Origin of the sequence: Sutcliffiella horikoshii (genome assembly GCF_008180725.1) — a bacterium.
GTDB classification, from domain to species: Bacteria; Bacillota; Bacilli; order Bacillales; family Bacillaceae_I; genus Sutcliffiella_A; species Sutcliffiella_A horikoshii_B.
Map to the genome: position 1 here is coordinate 37,575 of NZ_VTEV01000004.1, position 21,534 is coordinate 59,108.

At 40.3% G+C, this 21,534-nt stretch carries 19 protein-coding genes and 1 riboswitch; of the genes, 16 read left to right on the forward strand and 3 right to left on the reverse strand.

All coding sequences use genetic code 11. From position 1 onward, the window contains the following. The first annotated feature begins 128 nt into the window (after positions 1-128). From FZC76_RS10100 to FZC76_RS10120, 5 genes are all read left to right on the forward strand, one after another. Entirely contained in the window at positions 129-1,205 is a 1,077-nt protein-coding gene (locus tag FZC76_RS10100; protein WP_262372566.1) for a GerAB/ArcD/ProY family transporter, read from the forward strand. Beyond that, a complete protein-coding gene (locus FZC76_RS10105; protein WP_148988079.1) occupies positions 1,177-2,628 on the forward strand; it encodes a spore germination protein in 1,452 nt (483 codons plus the stop codon). Before FZC76_RS10100 ends, FZC76_RS10105 begins: the two co-directional genes overlap by 29 nt. Next, positions 2,625-3,770 (forward strand): Ger(x)C family spore germination protein, encoded by a 1,146-nt coding sequence (locus FZC76_RS10110; protein WP_148988080.1) that lies wholly within the window; start codon positions 2,625-2,627, stop codon positions 3,768-3,770. The genes FZC76_RS10105 and FZC76_RS10110 overlap by 4 nt, the downstream gene beginning before the upstream one ends. A gap of 86 nt (positions 3,771-3,856) precedes the next feature. Beyond that, a complete protein-coding gene (gene mntR / locus FZC76_RS10115; protein WP_148988081.1) occupies positions 3,857-4,282 on the forward strand; it encodes a transcriptional regulator MntR in 426 nt (141 codons plus the stop codon). 137 nt (positions 4,283-4,419) lie between these two features. Beyond that, positions 4,420-5,304 (forward strand): patatin-like phospholipase family protein, encoded by an 885-nt coding sequence (locus tag FZC76_RS10120; protein ID WP_148988082.1) that lies wholly within the window; start codon positions 4,420-4,422, stop codon positions 5,302-5,304. Positions 5,305-5,329: 25 nt separating this feature from the next. Here the strand turns inward: FZC76_RS10120 and FZC76_RS10125 are convergent, their stop codons facing one another. Both FZC76_RS10125 and FZC76_RS10130 read right to left on the reverse strand, forming a co-directional pair. Then, positions 5,330-5,725: an SA1362 family protein gene (locus FZC76_RS10125; protein WP_148988083.1), complete on the reverse strand. Its 396-nt coding sequence runs from the start codon at positions 5,723-5,725 to the stop codon at positions 5,330-5,332. 100 nt (positions 5,726-5,825) lie between these two features. Beyond that, positions 5,826-6,773 carry a DUF1385 domain-containing protein gene (locus FZC76_RS10130; protein ID WP_148988084.1) on the reverse strand — a complete coding sequence of 316 codons (948 nt, stop codon included), beginning with the start codon at positions 6,771-6,773 and terminating at the stop codon, positions 5,826-5,828. A gap of 182 nt (positions 6,774-6,955) precedes the next feature. On the opposite strand from FZC76_RS10130, the gene FZC76_RS10135 reads away from it, so the two are divergent. From FZC76_RS10135 to efp, 4 genes are all read left to right on the forward strand, one after another. Then, on the forward strand, positions 6,956-7,486 hold the full coding sequence (locus FZC76_RS10135) for a YqhR family membrane protein (RefSeq protein WP_148988085.1): 531 nt from the start codon (positions 6,956-6,958) through the stop codon (positions 7,484-7,486). A gap of 335 nt (positions 7,487-7,821) precedes the next feature. Next, a complete protein-coding gene (aroQ, locus tag FZC76_RS10140; RefSeq protein ID WP_148988086.1) occupies positions 7,822-8,259 on the forward strand; it encodes a type II 3-dehydroquinate dehydratase in 438 nt (145 codons plus the stop codon). Between the two features lie 4 nt (positions 8,260-8,263). Further along, positions 8,264-9,325 carry a M24 family metallopeptidase gene (locus FZC76_RS10145; RefSeq protein WP_148988087.1) on the forward strand — a complete coding sequence of 354 codons (1,062 nt, stop codon included), beginning with the start codon at positions 8,264-8,266 and terminating at the stop codon, positions 9,323-9,325. Positions 9,326-9,419: 94 nt separating this feature from the next. After that, on the forward strand, positions 9,420-9,977 hold the full coding sequence (gene efp, locus FZC76_RS10150) for an elongation factor P (RefSeq protein ID WP_060664926.1): 558 nt from the start codon (positions 9,420-9,422) through the stop codon (positions 9,975-9,977). A gap of 964 nt (positions 9,978-10,941) precedes the next feature. Here the strand turns inward: efp and FZC76_RS10155 are convergent. Then, positions 10,942-12,183, reverse strand: coding sequence for a TolB-like translocation protein (locus FZC76_RS10155; RefSeq protein ID WP_148988088.1), 1,242 nt, complete (start codon positions 12,181-12,183; stop codon positions 10,942-10,944). Positions 12,184-12,406: 223 nt separating this feature from the next. On the opposite strand from FZC76_RS10155, the gene FZC76_RS10160 reads away from it, so the two are divergent. The 7 genes from FZC76_RS10160 (at position 12,407) to FZC76_RS10190 (ending at position 21,479) form a co-directional block, all read left to right on the forward strand. After that, the gene (locus FZC76_RS10160; RefSeq protein WP_148988089.1) at positions 12,407-14,077 is read left to right on the forward strand and encodes a glycoside hydrolase family 13 protein; all 1,671 of its coding nucleotides are present in this window, start codon (positions 12,407-12,409) and stop codon (positions 14,075-14,077) included. A 377-nt stretch (positions 14,078-14,454) separates the two neighbouring features. Next, a riboswitch (SAM riboswitch) is annotated at positions 14,455-14,560 on the forward strand. A 264-nt stretch (positions 14,561-14,824) separates the two neighbouring features. Beyond that, positions 14,825-15,937: a sugar ABC transporter substrate-binding protein gene (locus FZC76_RS10165; RefSeq protein ID WP_148988090.1), complete on the forward strand. Its 1,113-nt coding sequence runs from the start codon at positions 14,825-14,827 to the stop codon at positions 15,935-15,937. 59 nt (positions 15,938-15,996) lie between these two features. Continuing rightward, the gene (locus FZC76_RS10170; RefSeq protein WP_148988091.1) at positions 15,997-17,514 is read left to right on the forward strand and encodes a sugar ABC transporter ATP-binding protein; all 1,518 of its coding nucleotides are present in this window, start codon (positions 15,997-15,999) and stop codon (positions 17,512-17,514) included. Further along, positions 17,504-18,505, forward strand: coding sequence for an ABC transporter permease (locus FZC76_RS10175; RefSeq protein ID WP_148988092.1), 1,002 nt, complete (start codon positions 17,504-17,506; stop codon positions 18,503-18,505). The genes FZC76_RS10170 and FZC76_RS10175 overlap by 11 nt, the downstream gene beginning before the upstream one ends. Positions 18,506-18,684: 179 nt before the next feature. Next, positions 18,685-19,098, forward strand: a complete 414-nt coding sequence (locus FZC76_RS10180; RefSeq protein WP_148988460.1) for a GNAT family N-acetyltransferase — start codon at positions 18,685-18,687, stop codon at positions 19,096-19,098. A 230-nt stretch (positions 19,099-19,328) separates the two neighbouring features. Beyond that, the gene (locus tag FZC76_RS10185; RefSeq protein WP_187442029.1) at positions 19,329-21,002 is read left to right on the forward strand and encodes a ribonuclease J; all 1,674 of its coding nucleotides are present in this window, start codon (positions 19,329-19,331) and stop codon (positions 21,000-21,002) included. 18 nt (positions 21,003-21,020) lie between these two features. Further along, positions 21,021-21,479, forward strand: coding sequence for a GNAT family N-acetyltransferase (locus FZC76_RS10190; protein WP_187442030.1), 459 nt, complete (start codon positions 21,021-21,023; stop codon positions 21,477-21,479). The last annotated feature ends 55 nt before the right edge of the window (positions 21,480-21,534 follow it).

The window sequence follows — 21,534 nt, forward strand, 5'->3', positions numbered from 1 at the left end:
TCTCATCTATCTGATTTCAAATTGGCATATTTTATCAAATCCGGGTCATCATAAATATATCTTTATGAAGCTGGTGATGACCTATGCAGAACGTATTGAAAATTTTAATTCCGAGACAGCTGTTCTTGATGCTGATACTATCAACGGGGCTGCTCAATCACGTTATTTTAATACCGAATCTATTAAATGCTGCAGGCAGGGACAGCTGGCTTGGTGTGCTAATAGCCTACCCGATAGCGCTCGTCTTTTCATGGTTGGTTTATTTTATTACTAAAAATAGCTCTGATAAAGGGTTTTTCGCAATGGTTGAAAATAGATTCGGCAAATTTGTTTCCGCTGTAATTTCATTTCCTGTTGTTGTTTACCTTTTTTTGAGTGCTTACATCACCTTACGAGATTTGATGATTTGGCTTAATTCTTATTTTTTATCAGATGCTTCGGTTACGATGATTAATTTCATTTTGATATTGGTCTGTTGTGTGGTCACTCTTGGTGGAATAAAGTATATGGCCATTTCTAGCGGATTTTTACTGCCGTTAGTGATGATTTTTGGTATCTTCATTGCCATTACCAATACAACCATCAAAGATCCGAGCCTGTTGTTCCCATTGTTAAGTGAAGGGTACACACCGGTAATAAAAGGGGTGATGTATTCTTTATCAGGTCTGCTTGAAATCTACCTTGTTGTTTTATTGCAACCATATTCACAATCTCCTATTAAATTTAGACATGTATTCATCTTAATCACCTTGTTAATGGGATTAATTCTTGGTCCGTTGACAGCTGCTATCATGGAGTTTGGGCCTGTGGAATCGGCAAATTTCCGCTATCCTGCCTATGAACAGTGGCGGGTCTTAAATATAGGTGATTATATTTCGCATCTTGATTTTTTTGCTCTTTATCAATGGCTTACTGGGGCAATAATAAGAATTGGTTTATTTATCTATCTTGCTGCTGCTTTTTTTACCAAAAAGAAAAAACATTATAAAGTGAACCCTCTATTGGTAGTGGGCATTTATGTAATTTTCTTCGGTGTAATGTGGATGGAAGTAGAAACTTTTTATTTCTATGAGTTTATCTATCGTTATTTTTTACCAGCATGTATGGTATTTTTTCTTTTCCAAATACTAATATCAGCCTTATTGGTACTAGTAATGAGGAAGAGAGAGGGCTCACATGGAAAACAAAACACTTCTGGAATGTAAGGACAGTCTTTGGGAAAAAGTTACACAGTTAAAATCTCAATTTAGTCAAAGCCAGGATTTCGTTTGCCAAAAACATAAAACCGATGAAGAAACATTTGAAATCATTTACATAGACAGTCTCGTGAATATGCAATATTTAGATCAATATATTTTACCAAAATTAAATGAATATAAGGATGCATCCATAAAATTACACATGCAGACATTATTTCAAGTAGAAGAGGTCACTTTCAAATCGTTGGAAGATGTGGCTTCTTTGCTTTTTGATGGAAATGTAATTTTCTATGTTGGTGATAGTCTTTTAAGTATCAATGCTGGGGATTTTCCAAAGAGACAGCCGGAAGAATCTGCACTAGAAACGTCAATTAGAGGACCAAAGGACGGGTTTGTTGAGGACATAAAAACAAATGTTTCATTAATAAGAAGAAGACTTCATACACCGTCATTATGTCTGGAGAAATTTACAATAGGAAAAAGGAGCAAGACAAAAGTTGTTTTGATGTACCTAGATGATGTCATCGATAAGAAAGTTCTTCATGAAATAAGAAAGAGATTAAATGGAGTAGAACTAGATATTTTAACAAGTGCTTATGAGTTGGAGTCCTCCGTTCGTGATCGCCCTTATTCCGTCTTTCCGACGATGGACTTTTCAGGTAGACCCGACTTTGTTGTGCAGGTCTTGAATCAAGGAAGATTTGCATTAATAGTGGATGGGAATCCTACAGTGTCATTTGCACCAATAAGCTTATTGTTGCAAACAAAATCGCCAGAAGATACATATATAAATTATGCTTTTGTATCACTTGAGCGGTTAATTAGAATGCTTGGCATTATGGTTTCAGGCTTTTTTCCAGGTATTTGGATTGCCTTTTCTGCTTTTAATATAGAACAAATCCCATATTTACTTGTTGCTACCATATCGGTTTCACGTTTTGGGTTGCCGTTGTCTGCACCAATAGAAATGTTTATCATCTTATTTCTTTTTGAATTATTTAATGAAGCAGGCGTACGTCTCCCAAGAGCTATTGGGCAGACTGTAGCAGTTCTTGGAGGGTTAATTGTAGGAGATGCGGCGATAAGAGCCGGCTTGACATCCCCAACCATGTTAGTGGTTGCAGCTATCACCTATATCGCTTCCTTTACACTAGTGAACCAGTCATTAAGCTCTGCCATCACCATCGTTCGATTTTTCGTTATCTTCTTAAGTACATTTTTTGGACTTTTCGGGGTGATCCTTGGATTTATATTAACCGTCTTCTACTTTTCCTCGTTAAATTCATTTGGAGCGCCTTACTTTGGTTCAGCGGCACCTATTAGCTTAACCGAGGCAGTAAAATCCTTTTTAAAGGCACCGGTCCAATTTTACAAGATGAGAACTGCCTCAACAAGTCCTGATGATGCATCAAGGGGGGAGCATAATTGAAACGAAAAGGAGCCTTATTGGTTTTTCTTTGTATTCTTTTGCTCACAGGGTGCGGTGGCGCTAAGAACATTCAAGACTTAACTTACATTGTGGCAATTGGAATGGACTATGATGAGATGGAAGAGGAGTACATCGTCTATTTACAAGGCTTGAATTTTGCAAACGTTGCCAAGCAAGAAGGTGGGAAGCCTTCTGAACCAATTCCAAGCTTCGTTGGTTCTGCAAGGGGTAAGACATTAAACCTTGCTGTGAGTGATTTGTATAGTAAATCAGAGCCGCCCGTCTATTTCGGTCATGTGAAAACACTTGTTCTTAGTCAACGGTTAATTAATAGTAAATCAAAAGAAGTCTTAGAGGAGGTTGCTAGAAACAAATCACTTAGGCATAGATTGAGGATTGTAACAACCGAAGCGAGAATAGAAGAAATTTTTAGTGTAAATGCACTTTTTGAGTATCCTGCTATGTACACGGTACTATTTAAAGGGAAAGCAAGCGGGATGGCTCAAGATGAGTTAGAACCGACATCGCTCTTGTACTTTTTAAGATCGTATTATGAACCGATGGGAGTGGCTAAGATTCCTACCGTGGCCATTGATACAAACTCATGGCGCTCAGACAAGGAATATCCCGTTCTTTATTTTGGTGGATATTCTATATTTCAGCAGCAGGCATTTGTAAAAAATATCACATTAGAAGATGCAGTATTACTCGATTGGCTTGTAGAAAAGGAAATAGCGCTAAATCATCCCGTGAAAGATGGAGAAGAATTAATTGCAGCAGTAAAGCTTGCCAGTCCGAAAATGAAGATTACCTACGACAAAGATAAATCCAACCCAAGTTTCTCCATAGAGCTTTCAGTTCGCGCTGACTTGCTTGAAAAATTAACAGATGTTTCTGTAGATAAGCTGAAAAAAGTACTGGAAGATGATATCAAAACACAAGTCCTATCTCTCTATGAACAAGGAGTGGAGAGTAAAATGGATTTATTAAACGCAGGCGAGAAATGGTACCGAAAACATCCCAAAGCCTTTAAGGAATTAAAAGACTCCAAAAATTTTTATCTACAAAAGGATTCCTTGAAAGAGGTAAAGGTCGACGTGCAAATCTTCCATTTCAACAGTTATGAATACGAAACGAATTAAACTAAGCCCTAGCTTGTCATACCCCGAGAGTTAGGGTATCATTTTATATGACGGCTTAGAACGTGGATTGGAAATGGAGGGATATTATGCCTACCCCAAGTATGGAAGACTACATAGAGCAAATATACATGTTGATTGAAGATAAAGGATATGCACGGGTATCAGACATTGCCGAAGCATTGGCGGTACATCCCTCTTCTGTAACAAAAATGGTCCAGAAACTTGATAAAGACCAGTACTTAATCTATGAAAAATATCGCGGACTAGTTCTTACCTCTAAAGGAAAGAAAATTGGTAAGCGATTAGTATATCGTCATGAATTACTCGAGCAGTTCTTAAGAGTGATAGGTGTTAATGAGGAAAATATTTATGAAGATGTGGAAGGCATAGAGCATCACTTGAGCTGGAATGCCATTGATCGGATTGGTGATCTTGTTCAATATTTTGAAGAAGAAAAAGAACGTGTCGAAGCTTTGCAAATCATCCAAAAACAGAATGAAGAGAACCAGTAAAGAGATAGACCTTGCCATCTGGCAGTGGGGTCAGTCTCTTTTTTTTGCCCCCAATAAGGAAAAGGGTATATTTTCACCTCTTCCTTATTAAAGATGTAAAAGGAAGTTATCCGGTTTAATGTGATGGAGGGATTCCATTGAAGATAGATGGTGTGTTTTCAGGTGGCGGAATTAAAGGATTTGCGCTTATCGGAGCGCTTCAAGCTGTGGAGGAACGGGGATTAAAGTTTCAGAGATTAGCAGGGACAAGTGCGGGTTCTATTGTAGCAGCGTTTACAGCGGCAGGGTATACGGCAAACGAAATCCGTAACATGCTAGATGAAACAGATATCATGAATTTTTTGGATCAGAGAAGGACTTTGTTGCCATCCCCCATTACGAAGTGGCTGCTTTTGTATTGGAGACTAGGTTTGTATAAGGGGGAAGTGTTGGAAAGGTGGCTAGAGAAAAAGCTCGCTGCAAAGGGGATAAGAACATTTGGGGATCTGCCTAAGGATCAACTAAGAATTATTGCTTCTGACCTGACAAGTGGAACCATTGCCGTCCTTCCTGATGATCTTTCAAAATATAATATGGATCCGAAGAAGTTTTCTGTAGCCAAAGCAGTAAGGATGAGCTGCAGCATTCCGTATTTTTTTGAACCTGTTAAGCTTAAAGGAAAAGGAGTTACCTATCTATTTGTGGATGGTGGAGTATTGAGTAATTTTCCTATATGGCTATTTGATAATGATCGCATCCCAAAGGTGCGCCCTGTACTTGGAATTCAATTAAGTGCAAAACAAGAGGATCGGCCAGTCAACAAAATAAATAATGCCATTACCATGTTCGGTGCGTTGTTTGAGACGATGAAAGATGCTCATGATGCCAAGCATATCTCAAGTCGCCATGAGAAGGATGTTATCTTTATCCCGATGGACCATATTGCTGTGACGGAATTTGCATTAACGGAGGAAAGGAAAAGGGGATTAGTGGAAATAGGGAGAAAAAGAGCTGAGGCATTCCTGATGAAATGGTGTTACTAATACAGAAAAAACCGAGCTTCCTTCTTTAAAAGAAAGCACGGTTTTTCTTTTTCCCCTTTTTCCCTTCAATGACGGTCAGATGGGAAGGGGCTTTTCGTTTAGGTACGGCCGGTTTTGAAGGCTTCGAGCTTGCACGATCTCTGCTAGATGTAATTGGGCTGATAGTTGGTTTTGTGCTTCCGGTGGCTGCGTATTTCTTTTTAGATTGCTTGACAGCCTTACTATACCGGGCATCCGTTTTCGCTCCGATTTTCCCTTGGATAAAATAGCGGAAAATCAAATAAAATACGGTTGCACCCCCTACAATTAAAAGGAGACTCGTAAATAATCCTCCTGGATTGCTAAATAATTGAATGATCAAATAAAAAGCTGCTAAAGAAACAAGAGTATAAAATATTGGTTTACGATAGCTTCTTTTCATCTTCGCCACCTCCCAGGTAACCAGTATGCTTGTTTTCGATGGTTACCACCACTGATTGTTTTAATAGTATATTTTCTAGGATAAGGCTTGTTGCGGATTTTTATACTATTTCTTCGGTAATCTTTTTCTCTGAATCTTTTTCTAGCTCCAATAATTTCTTAAAGGAAAGGATGGCAACCTCTACTTGGTCGTCCGTTGGCTCCTTCGTTGTTAGCAGTTGCAACCAAAGACCAGGATACCCTAAAACTTTTAAAACAGGAATTTCGCGGACTTTGTTTGTAAGCTGTAATACTTCAAAAGAGATACCTAAAACGACGGGGATGAGCGCTAAACGGTTTAAAACTCGTAACCATAAAGGATCTGTCGGTACAAGAAGGTATATAAAGAAGCCTACAACGACTGTAAATAATATAAAACTACTGCCACATCTATAATGCAATCTTGATTGCGCTTGTATATTGCTTACAGTTAATTCTTTCCCGTTTTCATAAGCGTTAATCACTTTATGTTCCGCGCCATGATATTGAAATACCCTTTTAATGATCGGGGTAAAGGAAATGAAGTATATGTATGCCAACAAAAGCATCAATTTAAAAACCGTTTCAATCAATACCTGTGCAAAATCCCCCGGGAAAATTGGCTTTGTTAGTTCTGCCAAAAAAACGGGCACAAGGGTGAAAATGAACTTCCCGAAAATAAACGATAAAACCCCGACTGCTGCAACGCTAAGGATCATTTCTAGTTTGGAAGGCTCTTTTTTATTATAAATCTCTTCCTCATCTTGGCTCGGGTCCACATCATATCGTTCCGTGGAGAAATTCAGATGCTTGGATCCATTCCCTGCTGCTTCCACTATTGCGACAATCCCTCGGATAAAAGGAATTTTCTTAAGCGACTGTAATGTCGGGTTTGTTTTTCTTGGCACTTGCAGATATTCAATGGAGTCATCTTTTCTGCGAATGGCAGTAACATAATGGCGTTTTCCACCAAACATCACACCCTCAACCACAGCCTGTCCTCCATAAACAGGTTTTGAATCATTTGACATAAATAGCACCAACCTAACTTTTCTAAGAAGAAAAAATTTCTATTACTTAATATTCTACCCGAATCTTCAAAAAACCTCTACTCCCTAAGATTCTTTGTTTGAAAAAGTTCCCTGGTACTGTATGGTTCTGTCGTTCTTATGGAAAGATATGTGTAATGATGCAGAAGAAAGGGAGCCAAATCATGAGTGATAAAAAGAAATTAGAACAGAACCAAAGAGAACAACCGATGGGGTTTATGACAAAAGTAATCGTTACCGGATTTGTCGGTGGTGTGTTCTGGAGTATTATCGGATATATTGCCTACATATTCAGCTTTACCGAAATCAGCCCAAATGTGGTGCTTCAGCCCTGGGCACTTGGTGATTGGAAAAAGGGATGGCTGGGGTATGTAATTAGTATCATCCTGCTTGGGTTGTTTGGTATCGGAGCTGCGCTCATTTATGCCGCGACACTAAAGAAGTTTCAGCAATTCTGGATAGGGATAGTTTATGGCATTGCACTATGGGGACTAGTTTTCTTCTTATTGAACCCAATGTTTCCTTCCATTAAGACAGTCAAGGAACTTACCCTAGATACCAACGTGACAAATGTATGCTTGTACATATTGTTCGGGGTTTTTGTAGGCTATTCCATCTCATTCGAGCATAATGAAATGCAGAATCAGGACAAACAGCACTCCCAAGAACAAACACAATCCTCAACGAATGAGTAGTAGGGAATAACGGAATGTGATAGAATGTTCAGTAATTGGACATTCTTTTTCTTATTAAAAATTAGAGTGTTTTCCTTGTCGATTGTAGTGGAAGGTGTGAAACTCCTGTGGGAGATAGCGGTAGCTTGAGACCCTGCAACGTAGTGAGGAGGCTCGAGCACCGCCCAAAGGATAAGCGAAGCCATTTGCGGAGATCAACAGCGGTGTCTAAATCATCATAAATCAGAGAATTTTTAAGTGGCTTTGTCGTAAGCCGAGGAGGCTTCCGTACCGCCCTCTGGAAAAGCGACACCTGGAACGGAAATCGACAAGAGTAAAAAAAAGGAGATTTAGGAATGCGCTTACTTGTTCTTAACGGGCCTAACCTAAACAGATTGGGACTAAGAGAACCCGCAGTATATGGAAGTCAAACATTGCAGGATCTCGAAGCGCAACTTCAAGCATTCGCAAGCAAAAACTCGTGTGAACTAACTTGTTTCCAAAGCAACCACGAAGGAGAGCTTATCGATAAGCTTCACGATGCGGAAGGCCAATACGACGGGATTGTCATAAACCCTGGCGCCTTTACCCACTACAGCTATGCAATCCGCGATGCCATTGCAAGCATAACTGTACCAGTAATGGAAGTGCACATTTCCAACATACATAAGCGGGAAGAATTCAGACATACATCCGTCACCGCACCTGTTACAATGGGCCAGATTGTAGGGCTTGGTTTTTACGGTTACGAACTGGCACTATTAGCTTTTTTAAATCAGAACAAGGGGGAATAGCAAGATGACAAAATTAACAAAACTTAGAGAGAGCTTTCAAGCTTCAGGAATTGATGCATTACTAATTACAAGCGGGAAGAACCGCCAATACATCACAGGTTTTACCGGCTCAGCAGGTGTGGCAGTGGTAACAGAAAACAAAGCTGTATTCATCACAGACTTCCGTTACACCGAACAAGCTGCCAAACAATGTGAAGGTTTTGACATCGTCCAGCACAAAGGCGGATTGGTAGAGGAAATCGCAAATGTTGTCAAAGACCTTGGAGTAGCAAAACTTGGCTTCGAACAAGACCATGTCACTTTTTCCACCTATTTAAACTACAAAACAACGATTACAGCGGATCTTGTCCCTGTTTCTGGCCTAATTGAAAAGTTACGCTTGATTAAGAGTGAACAAGAGATTAAGATATTAAAGGAAGCTACACAGATTGCTGACGCAGCTTTTGAACATATTCTTACATACATCAAGCCAGGACTAACAGAATTGGATGTTTCCAACGAGTTAGAATTCTTCATGAGAAAACAAGGCGCTGTTTCGTCATCCTTTGATATTATCGTTGCTTCAGGTTACCGCTCCGCTCTGCCTCATGGCGTCGCTTCAGATAAAGTGATTGAAAAAGGTGAGTTTGTAACGCTTGATTTTGGAGCTTACTATAAAGGCTACAACTCTGATATTACAAGAACACTTGCTGTTGGAGAGCCAAGCGATGAGCTTAAAACGATCTATGAAACTGTATTGGAAGCACAGTTACGAGGCATGAGAGGCATCAAGGCAGGCATTACCGGCCGTGAAGCAGATGCATTGACACGTGATTACATTACGGAAAAAGGATATGGAGAGTACTTTGGACATTCTACGGGTCATGGACTTGGAATGGAAGTGCATGAAGGTCCATCTCTGTCTGTGAAGTCAGACACAGTTTTAGAACCGGGAATGATTGTAACAGTAGAACCTGGTATTTATGTTGCTGGACTAGGCGGAGTGCGTATCGAAGACGATACAATCGTTACAGAAACGGGTAACGAAACACTTTCCTTCTCTACAAAAGAACTAATTATACTGTAAAAATGTATCTACCGTGTTGTAGACTAGAGTAAAGCACTCAAGGATACAATACGTGTAGGGCATTATTTTACATAGCTTTAGGAGGAACTTATAAATGATTTCAGTAAACGATTTTCGTACAGGTTTAACAATTGAAGTAGACAACGGCATTTGGCGTGTAATGGATTTCCAACACGTTAAACCAGGAAAAGGAGCAGCATTCGTACGTTCTAAATTACGTAACCTACGTAATGGTGCTATTCAAGAAAAAACATTCCGTGCTGGCGAAAAAGTAGCAAAAGCACAGATCGACAACCGCAAAATGCAATACCTTTATGCAAACGGCGACATGCACGTATTCATGGACAACGAGTCCTATGACCAGTTGGAGCTTCCATCTGCTCAAATCGAATACGAATTGAAATTCTTAAAAGAAAACATGGAAGTTGCCATCATGATGTACCAAAGCGAGACACTTGGAGTCGAGCTTCCAAATACAGTAGAACTAAAAGTAGCGGAAACAGAGCCAGGAATCAAAGGCGACACAGCTTCCGGCGGATCCAAGCCAGCAGTTATGGAAACTGGTGTAACAGTTAACGTACCGTTCTTCGTAAACGAAGGAGACGTATTGATTATCAATACGACTGATTCTTCTTACGTTTCAAGAGCTTAGTTTAATTAAGAAAGGAGAAGCTCCCGTGTTGGTAGGGGAGCTTCTCCTTTTTGTTGTTGTCTTTGGATTTTTTGTGTGGTGTTGCATTCCAATATAAGGATTCTATGAGCCCGAACATCAGTGAAATGATGTTGAATTGTCCAATAGAAAGGATCTATAAGCCCGAATACCAGTGAAATGATGGTGAATTGTCCAATAGAAGGGATCTATAAGCCCGAACACCAGTGAAATGATGGTGAACTGTCCAATAGAAGGGTTCTATAAGCCCGAACACCAGTGAAATGATGGTGAACTGTCCAATAGAAGGGATCTATAAGCCCGAACACCAGTGAAATGATGGTGAACTGTCCAATAGAAGGGTTCTATAAGCCCGAACACCAGTGAAATGATGATGAACTGTCCAATAGAAGGGATCTATAAGCCCGAACACCAGTGAAATGATGGTGAACTGTCCAATAGAAGGGATCTATAAACCCGAACACCAGCAAATTCCTGGTGAACTGTCCAATAAAAGGGAATAAAAGGAATCTATAAGCCCGTACAAGAAACATATTGATGAAAATGGTAAGAGAAAAGCCATCTCAAGGCCCGAAGCTCAGTGGGAAAGAGGGAAACCGTAACAGAGAAGGCGTCTCAATGATGGCCGGAAAGAGTGAAAAAGCAGAGGAGCCGTCTTCATAGGAAGTGTATGACGACCGGTGAAGGTGAAAAAGCAGAGGAGCCGTCGTCATAGGAAGTGTATGATGACCGGTGAGGGTGAAAAAGCAGAGGACCGGTCGTCATAGAGAATAAATCATTAGATCTCGTTGTAACTATTTTTACACATTAATATGGACTTGACTGTCTCAAAGCCCGAACAACAACCAAATCCATGAAAACGGTAAGAGAGAAGCCCTCTCAACCCCCGAACCCCAACAACCCCAACAACCTCCACTTAAACAGGCCAATAGATTAATACCCTAACTCAATTCCCATACCAAACCACCTCAAACACATTCTCCACAACCATTCTACCGTCAGATCCATCAACCTTACTCATCCAAATATGCCTCCTGCCGTCCGCATCTTCGCGAACCCAAGCCAATGATGAAGCTTCTCCCAAAACCACAGGCTCTCCATCAGAATAACCATCTGGCGTTTCCAGAATCTTAACTGCCTCTTTTTCCTTCAGGCCTACCAAATATAAAGAAGAGACAAATTTCTCAGAGTTCTCATTGGTCTCTCTACCGCGAGCCACTACAATATTCTCATCATCCAGCCAGTCAAAATCTACATCTGCAAACCCTTTTGGTGTATGTGCCTTTTTATAATTTGGGATAATGGTGCTTGTTGTCAGGACTTTATTATTTACAACACCACTAGTCATCCTGCCGCCGCCCTGAATTGAGGCAAGAAGAGGTTTAGTGGGCGCCCACTTTATCCAGTTGGAATCAAGTAACATTTCTCCTAGCGGTATAAATAGCTTGTTCTCTTTTACATATACACTCAGCATATTGCTGTCAGCTGACCACGAAGCTGTAGGCGTAACCACCATCGCTAAGCTTTTTCCGTCATGAGACCAAGAAAAATCCTCTACATCTACTGCTAAAATAGAAGTGTCCTCGTATTTAAGAGGGGACGAAATCGTGTGAAGCGGTGTTACTTTTACATCCATTTCGTGGGCTTCTTTTTCTACGCCCCAATGAACTTCGTAAAGTCTTGGGTGGCTCCATCCATCAGGAAATAAAGCGGCGCTGGCAGATGCAAGTAAGTTGACACCTTCCGCATCCCAAGTGAAACTAGATACTCCACCTGTAAGCTGATGAATAATAGGCGTTCCGGATGTGAGTTCCACAACACAGAGAATGGAGCCTGTCAGAAAGGCAAATGTTCGGTCAACGGGATTCCACTGTGGGTCATGCCCGGCAATTTTTAGTTTGCTGGAACTCATGGTTTCCGTATTATATAACCAGATGTCATATTCCTCAGAATCTGATTGCAGATCCACCTGTTTTGCTTCATATACAAGCCATTTTCCGTCATTTGACCAACTGAATTTTCCTACATCAATGTTTTCGTGCAATGGGACTTCTTTCGTACCATCAAACAGCCATAAGGAATGGTATCTTGTAAAAGCAACTTTTGGTTGTTCCGTTGCTGCAGAAAAGCTAGACAAAGGTGCGAAAACAACAGATACAGCCAAAAGGCAAACCAATAAATATTTCATGATAAAATCCTCCTAAAATATTCCTACCCCTTATTGTTACCAGCTACCATCATTTCATGAATAAAACAAAATCAGAAATTAAGTTGAAATTAGTGAAAAAGATGGTATAGTAAAGTAGTGGAATTATTCCAAGTGATATTTTTTTTGTAGATTTGTGCAAACGGTTACGCAATCATGCAACCGTTATCATAGTGAGTGTAGTTAATAAGGGAGTGTATCAAGATTGAAAAAGATATGGTGGAAAGAAGCAGTTGCCTATCAGGTATATCCTAGAAGTTTCATGGATTCCAATGGTGATGGTATTGGTGATTTAAGAGGAGTTATTTCTAAACTAGATTATTTAAAAGATATGGGTATAGATGTTATTTGGATCTGTCCAATGTATAAGTCTCCGAATGTAGATAACGGGTATGATATTAGTGATTACCAAGATATCATGGAAGACTTCGGTAACATGGCAGATTTTGATGAGTTACTAGAAGAAGTGCATAACCGCGATATGAAGCTTATCATTGATTTAGTAATTAATCACACTTCTGATCAGCACGAGTGGTTTATTGAATCTGCATCTACTAAGGACAATCCAAAACGCGATTGGTACATTTGGAAAGATGGAAAAGAAGGCAAAGAGCCGAACAACTGGGAAAGTATTTTCAATGGTCCCGCTTGGAAGTTGGATGAGAAGACTGGCCAGTATTACATGCACATCTTTGCAACAGAACAGCCTGACTTGAATTGGGAAAACAAAGATGTTCGCTTTGCATTGTACGATATGATTAACTGGTGGTTGGACAAAGGGATTGACGGTTTCCGTGTGGATGCAATTTCTCATATTAAAAAAGAACCTGGATTCCCAGACTTGCCGAACCCAAAAGGTTTAGATTATGTTCCATCTTTTGACTACATGATGAATGTGGAAGGAATTCAAAAGCATCTTGAGGAATTGAAAGAGCAAACGTTTGCGCGTTACGACATCATGACTGTCGGGGAAGCAAATGGTGTGAAGCTGAACCAAGCAGATGAGTGGGTTGGCGAAGAAAACGGAAAGTTCAACATGATTTTCCAATTTGAACACCTTGGTCTTTGGGAAAAAGGAACAGAAGGCGGCGTAGACCTTCTTCAACTAAAGAAAACATTAACGAAATGGCAAAAAGGGTTGGAAGGAAACGGCTGGAATGCATTATTCCTTGAAAACCATGACCAGGCTCGTTCGGTTTCGACATGGGGTAATGATAAAGAGTACCTAGTAGAAAGTGCGAAATCTCTTGGTGCACTGTACTTCTTAATGCAAGGAACACCTTTTATCTACCAAGGTCAAGAACTTGGTATGACGAATGTGAAGTTCGACAGCATTAACGATTATGATGATGTTGGCATGAAAAACCTTTACGATATTGAAAGTGCTAAAGGCGAAGAGCATGCTCAAAAAGTGATGGAGATCATCTGGGCTAAAGGCCGTGACAACTCCCGTACTCCAATGCAATGGAACGATGAGCCAAACGGAGGATTCACCACTGGTACTCCATGGATGGGCGTAAATGAAAACTACAAAACCATCAATGTGGAAAAGCAATGGAATGACCCGAATTCCGTATTAAGCTTCTATCGCGACATGATCAAAATCCGTAAAGAAGAGGAAGTATTTGTATACGGAGAATACAACCTGATTCTTGAAGATGACACACAAGTTTACGGTTACACACGAACACTTGATAACAAAGTGGCAGTTGTACTATGTAACTTGAGCGAAGAAGAAGTAACGGTAGAGCTTGAAGACCTTGAGGTAGCTTCAACTGACCTTCGTCTTCAAAACTATGAGGTTGCTGCACATGAAGCAGAGTCTAAATGGACATTGAAGCCTTATGAAACTCGTGTATACGTGCTAGCGAAGTAAATCTATTTGATGGAGAAGTCTCGCCTTTCTGGTGGGGCTTTTTCTTCTTGTTCTGGGAGAAGGTAAGGAACTTCTTAGGTGTAGAAGTAATGAGAACCTATAATTAGATAAAGTTTAATAAGACCGGTCCTCATCGCCTTTATGAAGACGTCAGTTTGGAGAAAAAGGGAGGAGAGAGGTCTTCATCGCCCTTATGAAGACTTCGGTTTGGTGAGAAAGAGAAAGGAGAGGTCCTCATCGACCCTATAAAGGCGAAGTGCACTACACTTTAAACTACCAACCGGAAATTTTTAATATTCAATAAAAAAATCATTGACACCTCTCCTTTAAGGCGGTAAAGTAATACTTAATTCTTTTAATAAACTAAATATTTCGATCTCTTATCAAGAGTGGCAGAGGGACTGGCCCTATGACGCCCAGCAACCGTTCCGTTTGGAATTGGTGCTAAATCCTGCAAAACAGTGATGTTTTGAAAGATAAGAGAGGGACAAGTCTTTTTGTTTTCAATTAGCGCTCAAACCTCTCTTTCTTGGAGAGGTTTTTTATTTTGGGTTCGAATAAACTCCGCTGTTGATTTCCGCACTGAGCTTCGCTTTCCTAGGGGCGCTGCTGGAGCCCCATCGGCTTTGCCTGTGGGGTCTCCACCTAGCGCTATCTCCCTTAGGAGTCTTCGCTCTGTGCTCCAATCAACAGCTATGTTGTCCCAATTTAACAAAAGACAAATTATGCAGAAGGGGAGTAAGAAGAATGAAAAAAAACATTTTTAAAAAAGGAATTGTAGCATTAACAACAGCAACTCTATTATTATCTGGCTGTAGTGCTGGTGGTGACACCGCAGCGAGCAGTAAGCCGACGGGGCCGATTGAGAATGTACCTGAGAAGTTTGCTGATGGGGAAGGTGAAAAAATTAAAGTTATACGTAAGATTGGCGGGGATGATCACACAGCTCAATTTTTATCAGGCGCGAAAGAGGAAGGCGAATCCTTTGGGTTTACAGTGGATGTGTTTACTGCGAATGGTGATAGTGCAAAGTTCCACGATGCCATTAATCAGACTGTTAACCAAGATTATGACGGGGTCATTATTTCACATGGGGATGATGCAGCAACGGTGGAAGGCGTTCAACAGCTTATTGACAGTGGCAAGGAAGTGGTGACATTTGATTCCAACGGAGACCTGGCCAATATTGAAGGCGTGACGCTAACTTCTCAAAATGATGAAGAACTGGCATCTTTGGCACTTGATCAATTGGTCAACGATTTTAATGGGGAAGCGAATGTGGTGTATCTGTGGGTGGACGGTTTCCCGCCAATGGTTCGACGCAACAATGTGTATAAAGATACGTTAGAGAATAATCCTGGTCTGAATGAAGTGGAACGCTTTGGTGTTGCAGCGGCAGATACTTCCGTTCAAACACAGAATGCGGTTGCGGCAATGTTGAACAAGCATCCAAAAGGGAGTATTGATGCTATTTTTGCTACATGGGATGCATTCGCAGTCGGAGCGGCTCGTGCGTTGAAAGAGGCCGGCAGAGAGGAAATCAAGATTTACGGAATCGATGTTTCCAATGCAGACTTGCAGGAAATCAGTACAGAAGGAAGCCCTTGGAAATACACGGCAGCAGTGGATCCGAAATTGATTGGTGCTGTTAACCTTCGCTTGCTTGCGAAAAAGCTTGCCGGGGAAGAAACGCCACAAACATATGACCTTGAAGCGTCATTAATTTCTCAAGAAGAGCTGCAACAATCTAGTGAAGCGGTAAACATGGGCAACCTTTCATCGGTAGTAGAAGGCTGGGGAGAGTCAGATGCCTTTTTAGAAGAGTGGATGAACACGTTGAAAGAGCATTACAAAAAATAATAACAGGCACTCTCTTCAACAGGAGAGAGTGTTTGTATTTTTGAAAAGGGGGGAGCAGAATGACCAACATAACACTTGAAATGAAAGATATATCGATAGAGTTTCCTGGCGTGAAAGCTCTGGACCAAGTGACATTTACCGCAAAACCCGGAAGTGTGCATGCCTTAATCGGCGCCAATGGAGCGGGGAAATCGACGTTAATGAAAGTGCTGGCGGGAGCGTACGATCATTTTAGCGGGGAAATTAAACTCGGAGGCAAGGGACTCTCCATTTCTAAACCAACTGACTCCCAAAAGGCAGGCGTACAAATCGTATATCAGGAAGTGGATGCGGCTTTGATTCCGACTCTGACGGTAGCAGAGAATATTATGCTGCAAGAGACAGTTCAGAAGACTGGAAACAAGCAATGGATACGTTGGAGAGAGATACATAAAAAAGCAGAAACGCACCTGAAAAAAATGGATAGTAACATCTTAACCAAGCGTCTTGTAAACACGCTGACGTTGGCAGAGAAGCAAATGGTCCTCCTGGCCAGAGCCATTTCAACAGATTGTAAGTTTTTGATTCTGGATGAACCAACAGCGCCACTCAGCAACAGGGAGACAGAAAAACTCTTTTCCGTAATTAAGAGATTGAAAGAGGAAGGGGTAGGAATTATCTTCATTTCGCACCGTATACCGGAAATCGTGGGGATCTGTGATGAAATAACGATTATGAGAAATGGTAAAGTGGTTAAACGGGACTTGGTGGTTAACCTCACACCAGATAAGATTGTAGAGTGGATGCTCGGTCAGAAACTAGAGCAGCAGTTTCCGGTACCCAACCCAACCTTTGGTGCGACCATTATAGAAGTAGAAGGACTCAGCGACCATAGTATGGTGAAAGATGTAAGCTTGCACGTTAAAGCAGGAGAAGTGGTGGGAATAGCTGGCCTTGTTGGAGCGGGGAAAACGGAGCTGTGCAAGGCTCTGTTCGGAGATGCACCCACAACTACTGGAACTATCCGAATTAAAGGGGAAACGGTAAAGGTAAAAAGCCCTCATGTTGCGGTACAAAACGGATTGGCCTTTGTTCCAGAGGAGCGGAGAAAAGAAGGTCTCATCCTCCACGAATCTGTGCAAACTAATTTGATTTCCGCTAACCTCCATGCATTCACAAAGGCTCTGCATTTTCTTAATAAAAAAGCGCAAAAAACAAAATCACAAGAAATCATCGAAGCTTTACAAATTAAAACTCCATCACCCGACACAAGTGTACACACCCTTTCAGGAGGAAATCAGCAAAAAATCGCTATTGGAAAATGGCTTGTCTCTGATGCGGATATCTATATCTTTGATGAGCCGACAAAAGGAGTCGATGTTGGAGCAAAGCGCGACATTTTCGAATTGATTACCGCGCTTGCCAAACGTGGTAAGGCGATCCTATACGCATCATCTGAGCTTTCTGAGATTGTCGGTCTGACTAACAGGGTGTATGTCCTTTACGATGGCAAGATTACCAAAGAACTATCCACCGCAGAAACAGACGAGCAAGAGCTTCTATATCTTTCAACAGGGGGACAAAGTAATGAAAACTGACATAGTAGTTCAAGAGAATGCAAAACCGGCCATCCGTTTTGAATTATTCGACTTCTTATATAAATACGGGACCATCATTACCATTTTTGTCTTGATTGCCGTCTTTGCCCTAGTGAACCCAGCCTTCATCCAATCCAATAATGTTATCAACATCCTAAGATCTATATCAATTGTTACGATTATCGCGATCGGCATCACCATCTCACTAACAGTGAATGGCTTCGATTTATCAGTAGGTTCTGTTGCTTCCCTATCCAATGCCATCGTCATCTCCATGTTTGTCTGGTTTTCACAAAATACAGCAGTGGCGATCTTTTCAGCAATCGCAGCAGCACTGTTAGTAGGGGCTTTCAACTCTTTTATGATTGTAAAATTAAAAATTCCTGATATGCTGATGACCCTTGCGACTATGTTTATCATTCAGGGAATCGCGCTAACCTATACAAAAGGCTCAACGATATCGCAAAATATGGTCATGTCTGACGGTACGTTTGCAACGGGAACCATCAGTCCGTTATTTCAGAAATTTGGGCAGGTCCCATGGATTATCGTCATCATGCTGACGATTGTGGTGGTGGTTCATATTTTACTCACCTACACGAAGCATGGGAGATTTATGTACATCATCGGTGGCAATGCAGAAGCGGCCAAGCTTTCGGGTATTGCAGTAAATAAATACAAGGTAGCGGCATATTTATTTTCTGCCTTATTAGCAGCAATTGGCGGAATGGTACTGGCTTCGAGGATCATGACTGCGGAAATAAATGCTGGAACCCCGTACTTAATGGATTCTGTAGCAGCAGCATTCATAGGCTTTGCCGTACTTGGAGCAGGCAAACCGAATGCATTCGGGACATTTATCGGTGCAGTATTAATCGGAATCCTCCAAAACGGCCTTGTCATGATGTCCGTTCCTTATTATGCGATGGATATTGTTAAAGGCCTGGTGCTCGCCTTTGCACTTGGAATTACGTATTATAAGCAAAAATAATTCTGAATGAGTAAAGTCTTTAACATGGCGCATTCCATATATGGAAGCGTCTTTTTTTACAGAAAAAGATTGAGATACTTGAATGGTTTAGGTAGGGTAGAATTAATGTGGGGGTGGATATTATTTTAAAAATTGTTTTAAAGAAAGCTACTGAAGAAGATGCGTCCTTAATTTTTGACATGCAACAAAAAGCTTTTAGGCCATTGTTAGCAAAATATAGAGATTTCGATACAAACCCAGCAAATGAATCCATTGATAAAGTTATAACAAGAATAAAGAATACTAATGGTGAATTTTTGAAAATTGTAGTCGATGACATCATTGTCGGTGCTATTTGTGTCGTTAATAAAGGAAGCGCACATTGGATAAGTCCCATGTTTATTCTTCCTGAATACCAAGGCAAAGGCATAGCACAAAAAACTATTATCTCTGTTGAGGAAAGGTTTATGGAAGCAACCAGTTGGGAACTTGCTACCATTTTAGAAGAAGGACGTAATTGTTATTTGTATGAAAAGATGGGATACGTCAAAACAAGTGTCACGAAAGAAATAAATAATCATACAACTTTGATATTTTATAGAAAGGAAATTTGAATTACATAAAGTTACATTCTTGTTAATGAACGATGAAGTGCTACAAATTGGAAAAAAGAGATTCATACGGTTCGTAAAATAGATTCAATTTTAGGTAAGTGTTGATTGCGTTTATTCTCTTATGAATAAACGCTTTTCACGTTGTAATACCATCCAATTCTCCCCTTCCCTAATAAATAAATACTTCAATGGAAATAGTAGGTATTAATAAGAATTTGGAGGGGAAAGTTTTGAGTTCAACAGAGAATGTACTATCCATCTACGCTTTAGGCGGTCTCAATGAAATCGGTAAAAATATGTATGCTATTGAATATGGTGACAATATAGTCATTATCGACTGTGGCAATAAATTTCCGGATGAAAGTCTGTTAGGGATAGATTTAATTGTTCCGGATATAACTTATTTGCTTGAACATAAAGAAAACATAAGGGCACTCATTGTTACACACGGCCATGAGGACCATATTGGAGGGATTCCCTTCTTTTTGAAAAAAATAAACGTCCCAGTTTACTCCACACGTTTTACGCTGGGATTAATAGAGTTGAAATTAAGTGAGCATAAGCTCTTAAGGGAAACGGAACTTGTTGAAATAGATTCTAATTCAAGTTTACGATTTGATGATATAGGTGTGGAATTCTTTAAGGTAAACCATAGTATACCAGATTGCTTAGGGATAGTGTTTCAAACACCTGAGGGGAAAATAGTACATACTGGTGATTTCAAATTTGATTTAACCCCTGCAAATAATGAGCATTCTGATATTCATAAAATGGCTCAAATCGGCAGGGAAGGAGTACTTCTTCTTCTGTCTGAAAGTACCAATGCAGAACGTGCTGGATTATCTCCATCGGAACAAATGGTGGGCAAGCATGTTGAAGAAGCCTTTATGAAAGCAGAGCGAAAAGTAATCCTTTCTACATTCGCATCCAATATCAATAGAATCCAGCAAGTGGTCGATGCAGCTCAAAAAACCCATCGTAAAGTCGCGTTGCTTGGGCGAAGTATGTTGAATGTAGTGGATGTTGCCATCGAAAGAGGATATTTAACAGTACCAGATGGTATGTTGATAGAACAACATGAAATTGATGAACTAGCTCCTGAAAAAGTGACTATTTTATGTACTGGAAGTCAAGGAGAGCCCTTAGCTGCTCTATCCAGATTATCAACAGGGAACTTCCGGGGAGTTGAAATCTTACCGGAGGATACAGTTATCATTGCCGCTGGTCCAATACCTGGAAATGAACGAAATGTTACACGTGTGGTAGACAATTTACTTTCACTAGGAGCAAAAGTAATTTATGGAACGGGAAGTTCTTCAGGAATGCATGTTTCTGGCCATGGCTACCAAGAAGATTTAAAACTGATGCTCACCTTGATGAAACCAACATATTTTATCCCAATACATGGTGAATATAGAATGCTATACCATCACCGCTTGTTGGCAGAGTCAGTTGGAGTAGAGCAAGGGAACACGTTCATTATGAATAATGGTGATGTTGTCGACATTGCCAATTCCCTCGCCCGCCAAACCCGCAAAATTCCAACAGGAAATACTTATATTGATGGCCTCGGAGTCGGAGATGTTGGGGATATTGTCTTACGTGATCGCAAGCAACTTTCTGAAGACGGTATGCTGATAATGGTACTAACAATGAGTAAAAGGGAAGCAAAGCTAATTCATGACCCAGACATCATCTCTAGAGGATTCGTGTTTCAAAAGGATTCAGAAAATCTCTTCAGAGAGGTAAAAAGTCTTATCAAGAAGACGGTTAGCGACTTGAAAAAAGAGGACAAAAATCAATGGAACATAATAAAACAAAGTATGAAGAAATCAGTGGGTCAATATCTGTTTCACCAAATGAAAAGAAAACCGATGATCCTACCTATAATTATTGAGGTTTAACAAATGGAGAGTAATTTAATGATTTTTGAACTAATAACTCTAAAATCATTAGAAATAGCCAGGGACATTGTGAATTCAAATCCATCTTATAATGTTCTTGAAAATGGTCATCCATCAAGGACTATAGAAGAGGTAAGCAATGAATTTCTTAATACATTTACCGAAAGTTATTTGGTTAAATGGGAAGAAGAATACATTGGAGTAATAGATTTTTTGAAAAATAATCCAAAAGACAATCATCCCTGGATAGGTTTATTAATGATTCACCATAATTACCACTCCAGGGGTTACGGAAAAAAGGTTTATCTTTCTTTTGAAGAGAAAATCATCTCTCAGCACTCATGGAAATGTGTGAGGTTAGGGGTATTAAAGAACAATAAAAAGGCTAGAGAATTTTGGGAGTCCATGGGGTTTACGTATTATGGTAGCAGCGAATGGGATAACAAAGTAGTAAGCTGTTATGAGAAACATTTTTAGAATGTGAAAACTGAGTCATTTGATGAAGTGGGCCATGCTAGTTAGACATTGCAGA

Coding starts and splice junctions, on each gene's coding strand:
- efp (WP_060664926.1), top strand. CDS start 9,420: ATGATTTCAGTAAACGATTTTCGTACAGGTTTAACAATTGAAGTAGAC.
- FZC76_RS10135 (WP_148988085.1), top strand. CDS start 6,956: ATGAGTGATAAAAAGAAATTAGAACAGAACCAAAGAGAACAACCGATG.
- FZC76_RS10100 (WP_262372566.1), top strand. CDS start 129: ATGCTGATACTATCAACGGGGCTGCTCAATCACGTTATTTTAATACCG.
- FZC76_RS10165 (WP_148988090.1), top strand. CDS start 14,825: ATGAAAAAAAACATTTTTAAAAAAGGAATTGTAGCATTAACAACAGCA.
- FZC76_RS10170 (WP_148988091.1), top strand. CDS start 15,997: ATGACCAACATAACACTTGAAATGAAAGATATATCGATAGAGTTTCCT.
- FZC76_RS10175 (WP_148988092.1), top strand. CDS start 17,504: ATGAAAACTGACATAGTAGTTCAAGAGAATGCAAAACCGGCCATCCGT.
- FZC76_RS10180 (WP_148988460.1), top strand. CDS start 18,685: ATGCAACAAAAAGCTTTTAGGCCATTGTTAGCAAAATATAGAGATTTC.
- aroQ (WP_148988086.1), top strand. CDS start 7,822: ATGCGCTTACTTGTTCTTAACGGGCCTAACCTAAACAGATTGGGACTA.
- FZC76_RS10130 (WP_148988084.1), bottom strand. CDS start 6,773: ATGTCAAATGATTCAAAACCTGTTTATGGAGGACAGGCTGTGGTTGAG.
- FZC76_RS10190 (WP_187442030.1), top strand. CDS start 21,021: ATGATTTTTGAACTAATAACTCTAAAATCATTAGAAATAGCCAGGGAC.
- FZC76_RS10105 (WP_148988079.1), top strand. CDS start 1,177: ATGGAAAACAAAACACTTCTGGAATGTAAGGACAGTCTTTGGGAAAAA.
- FZC76_RS10145 (WP_148988087.1), top strand. CDS start 8,264: ATGACAAAATTAACAAAACTTAGAGAGAGCTTTCAAGCTTCAGGAATT.
- FZC76_RS10155 (WP_148988088.1), bottom strand. CDS start 12,183: ATGAAATATTTATTGGTTTGCCTTTTGGCTGTATCTGTTGTTTTCGCA.
- FZC76_RS10125 (WP_148988083.1), bottom strand. CDS start 5,725: ATGAAAAGAAGCTATCGTAAACCAATATTTTATACTCTTGTTTCTTTA.
- mntR (WP_148988081.1), top strand. CDS start 3,857: ATGCCTACCCCAAGTATGGAAGACTACATAGAGCAAATATACATGTTG.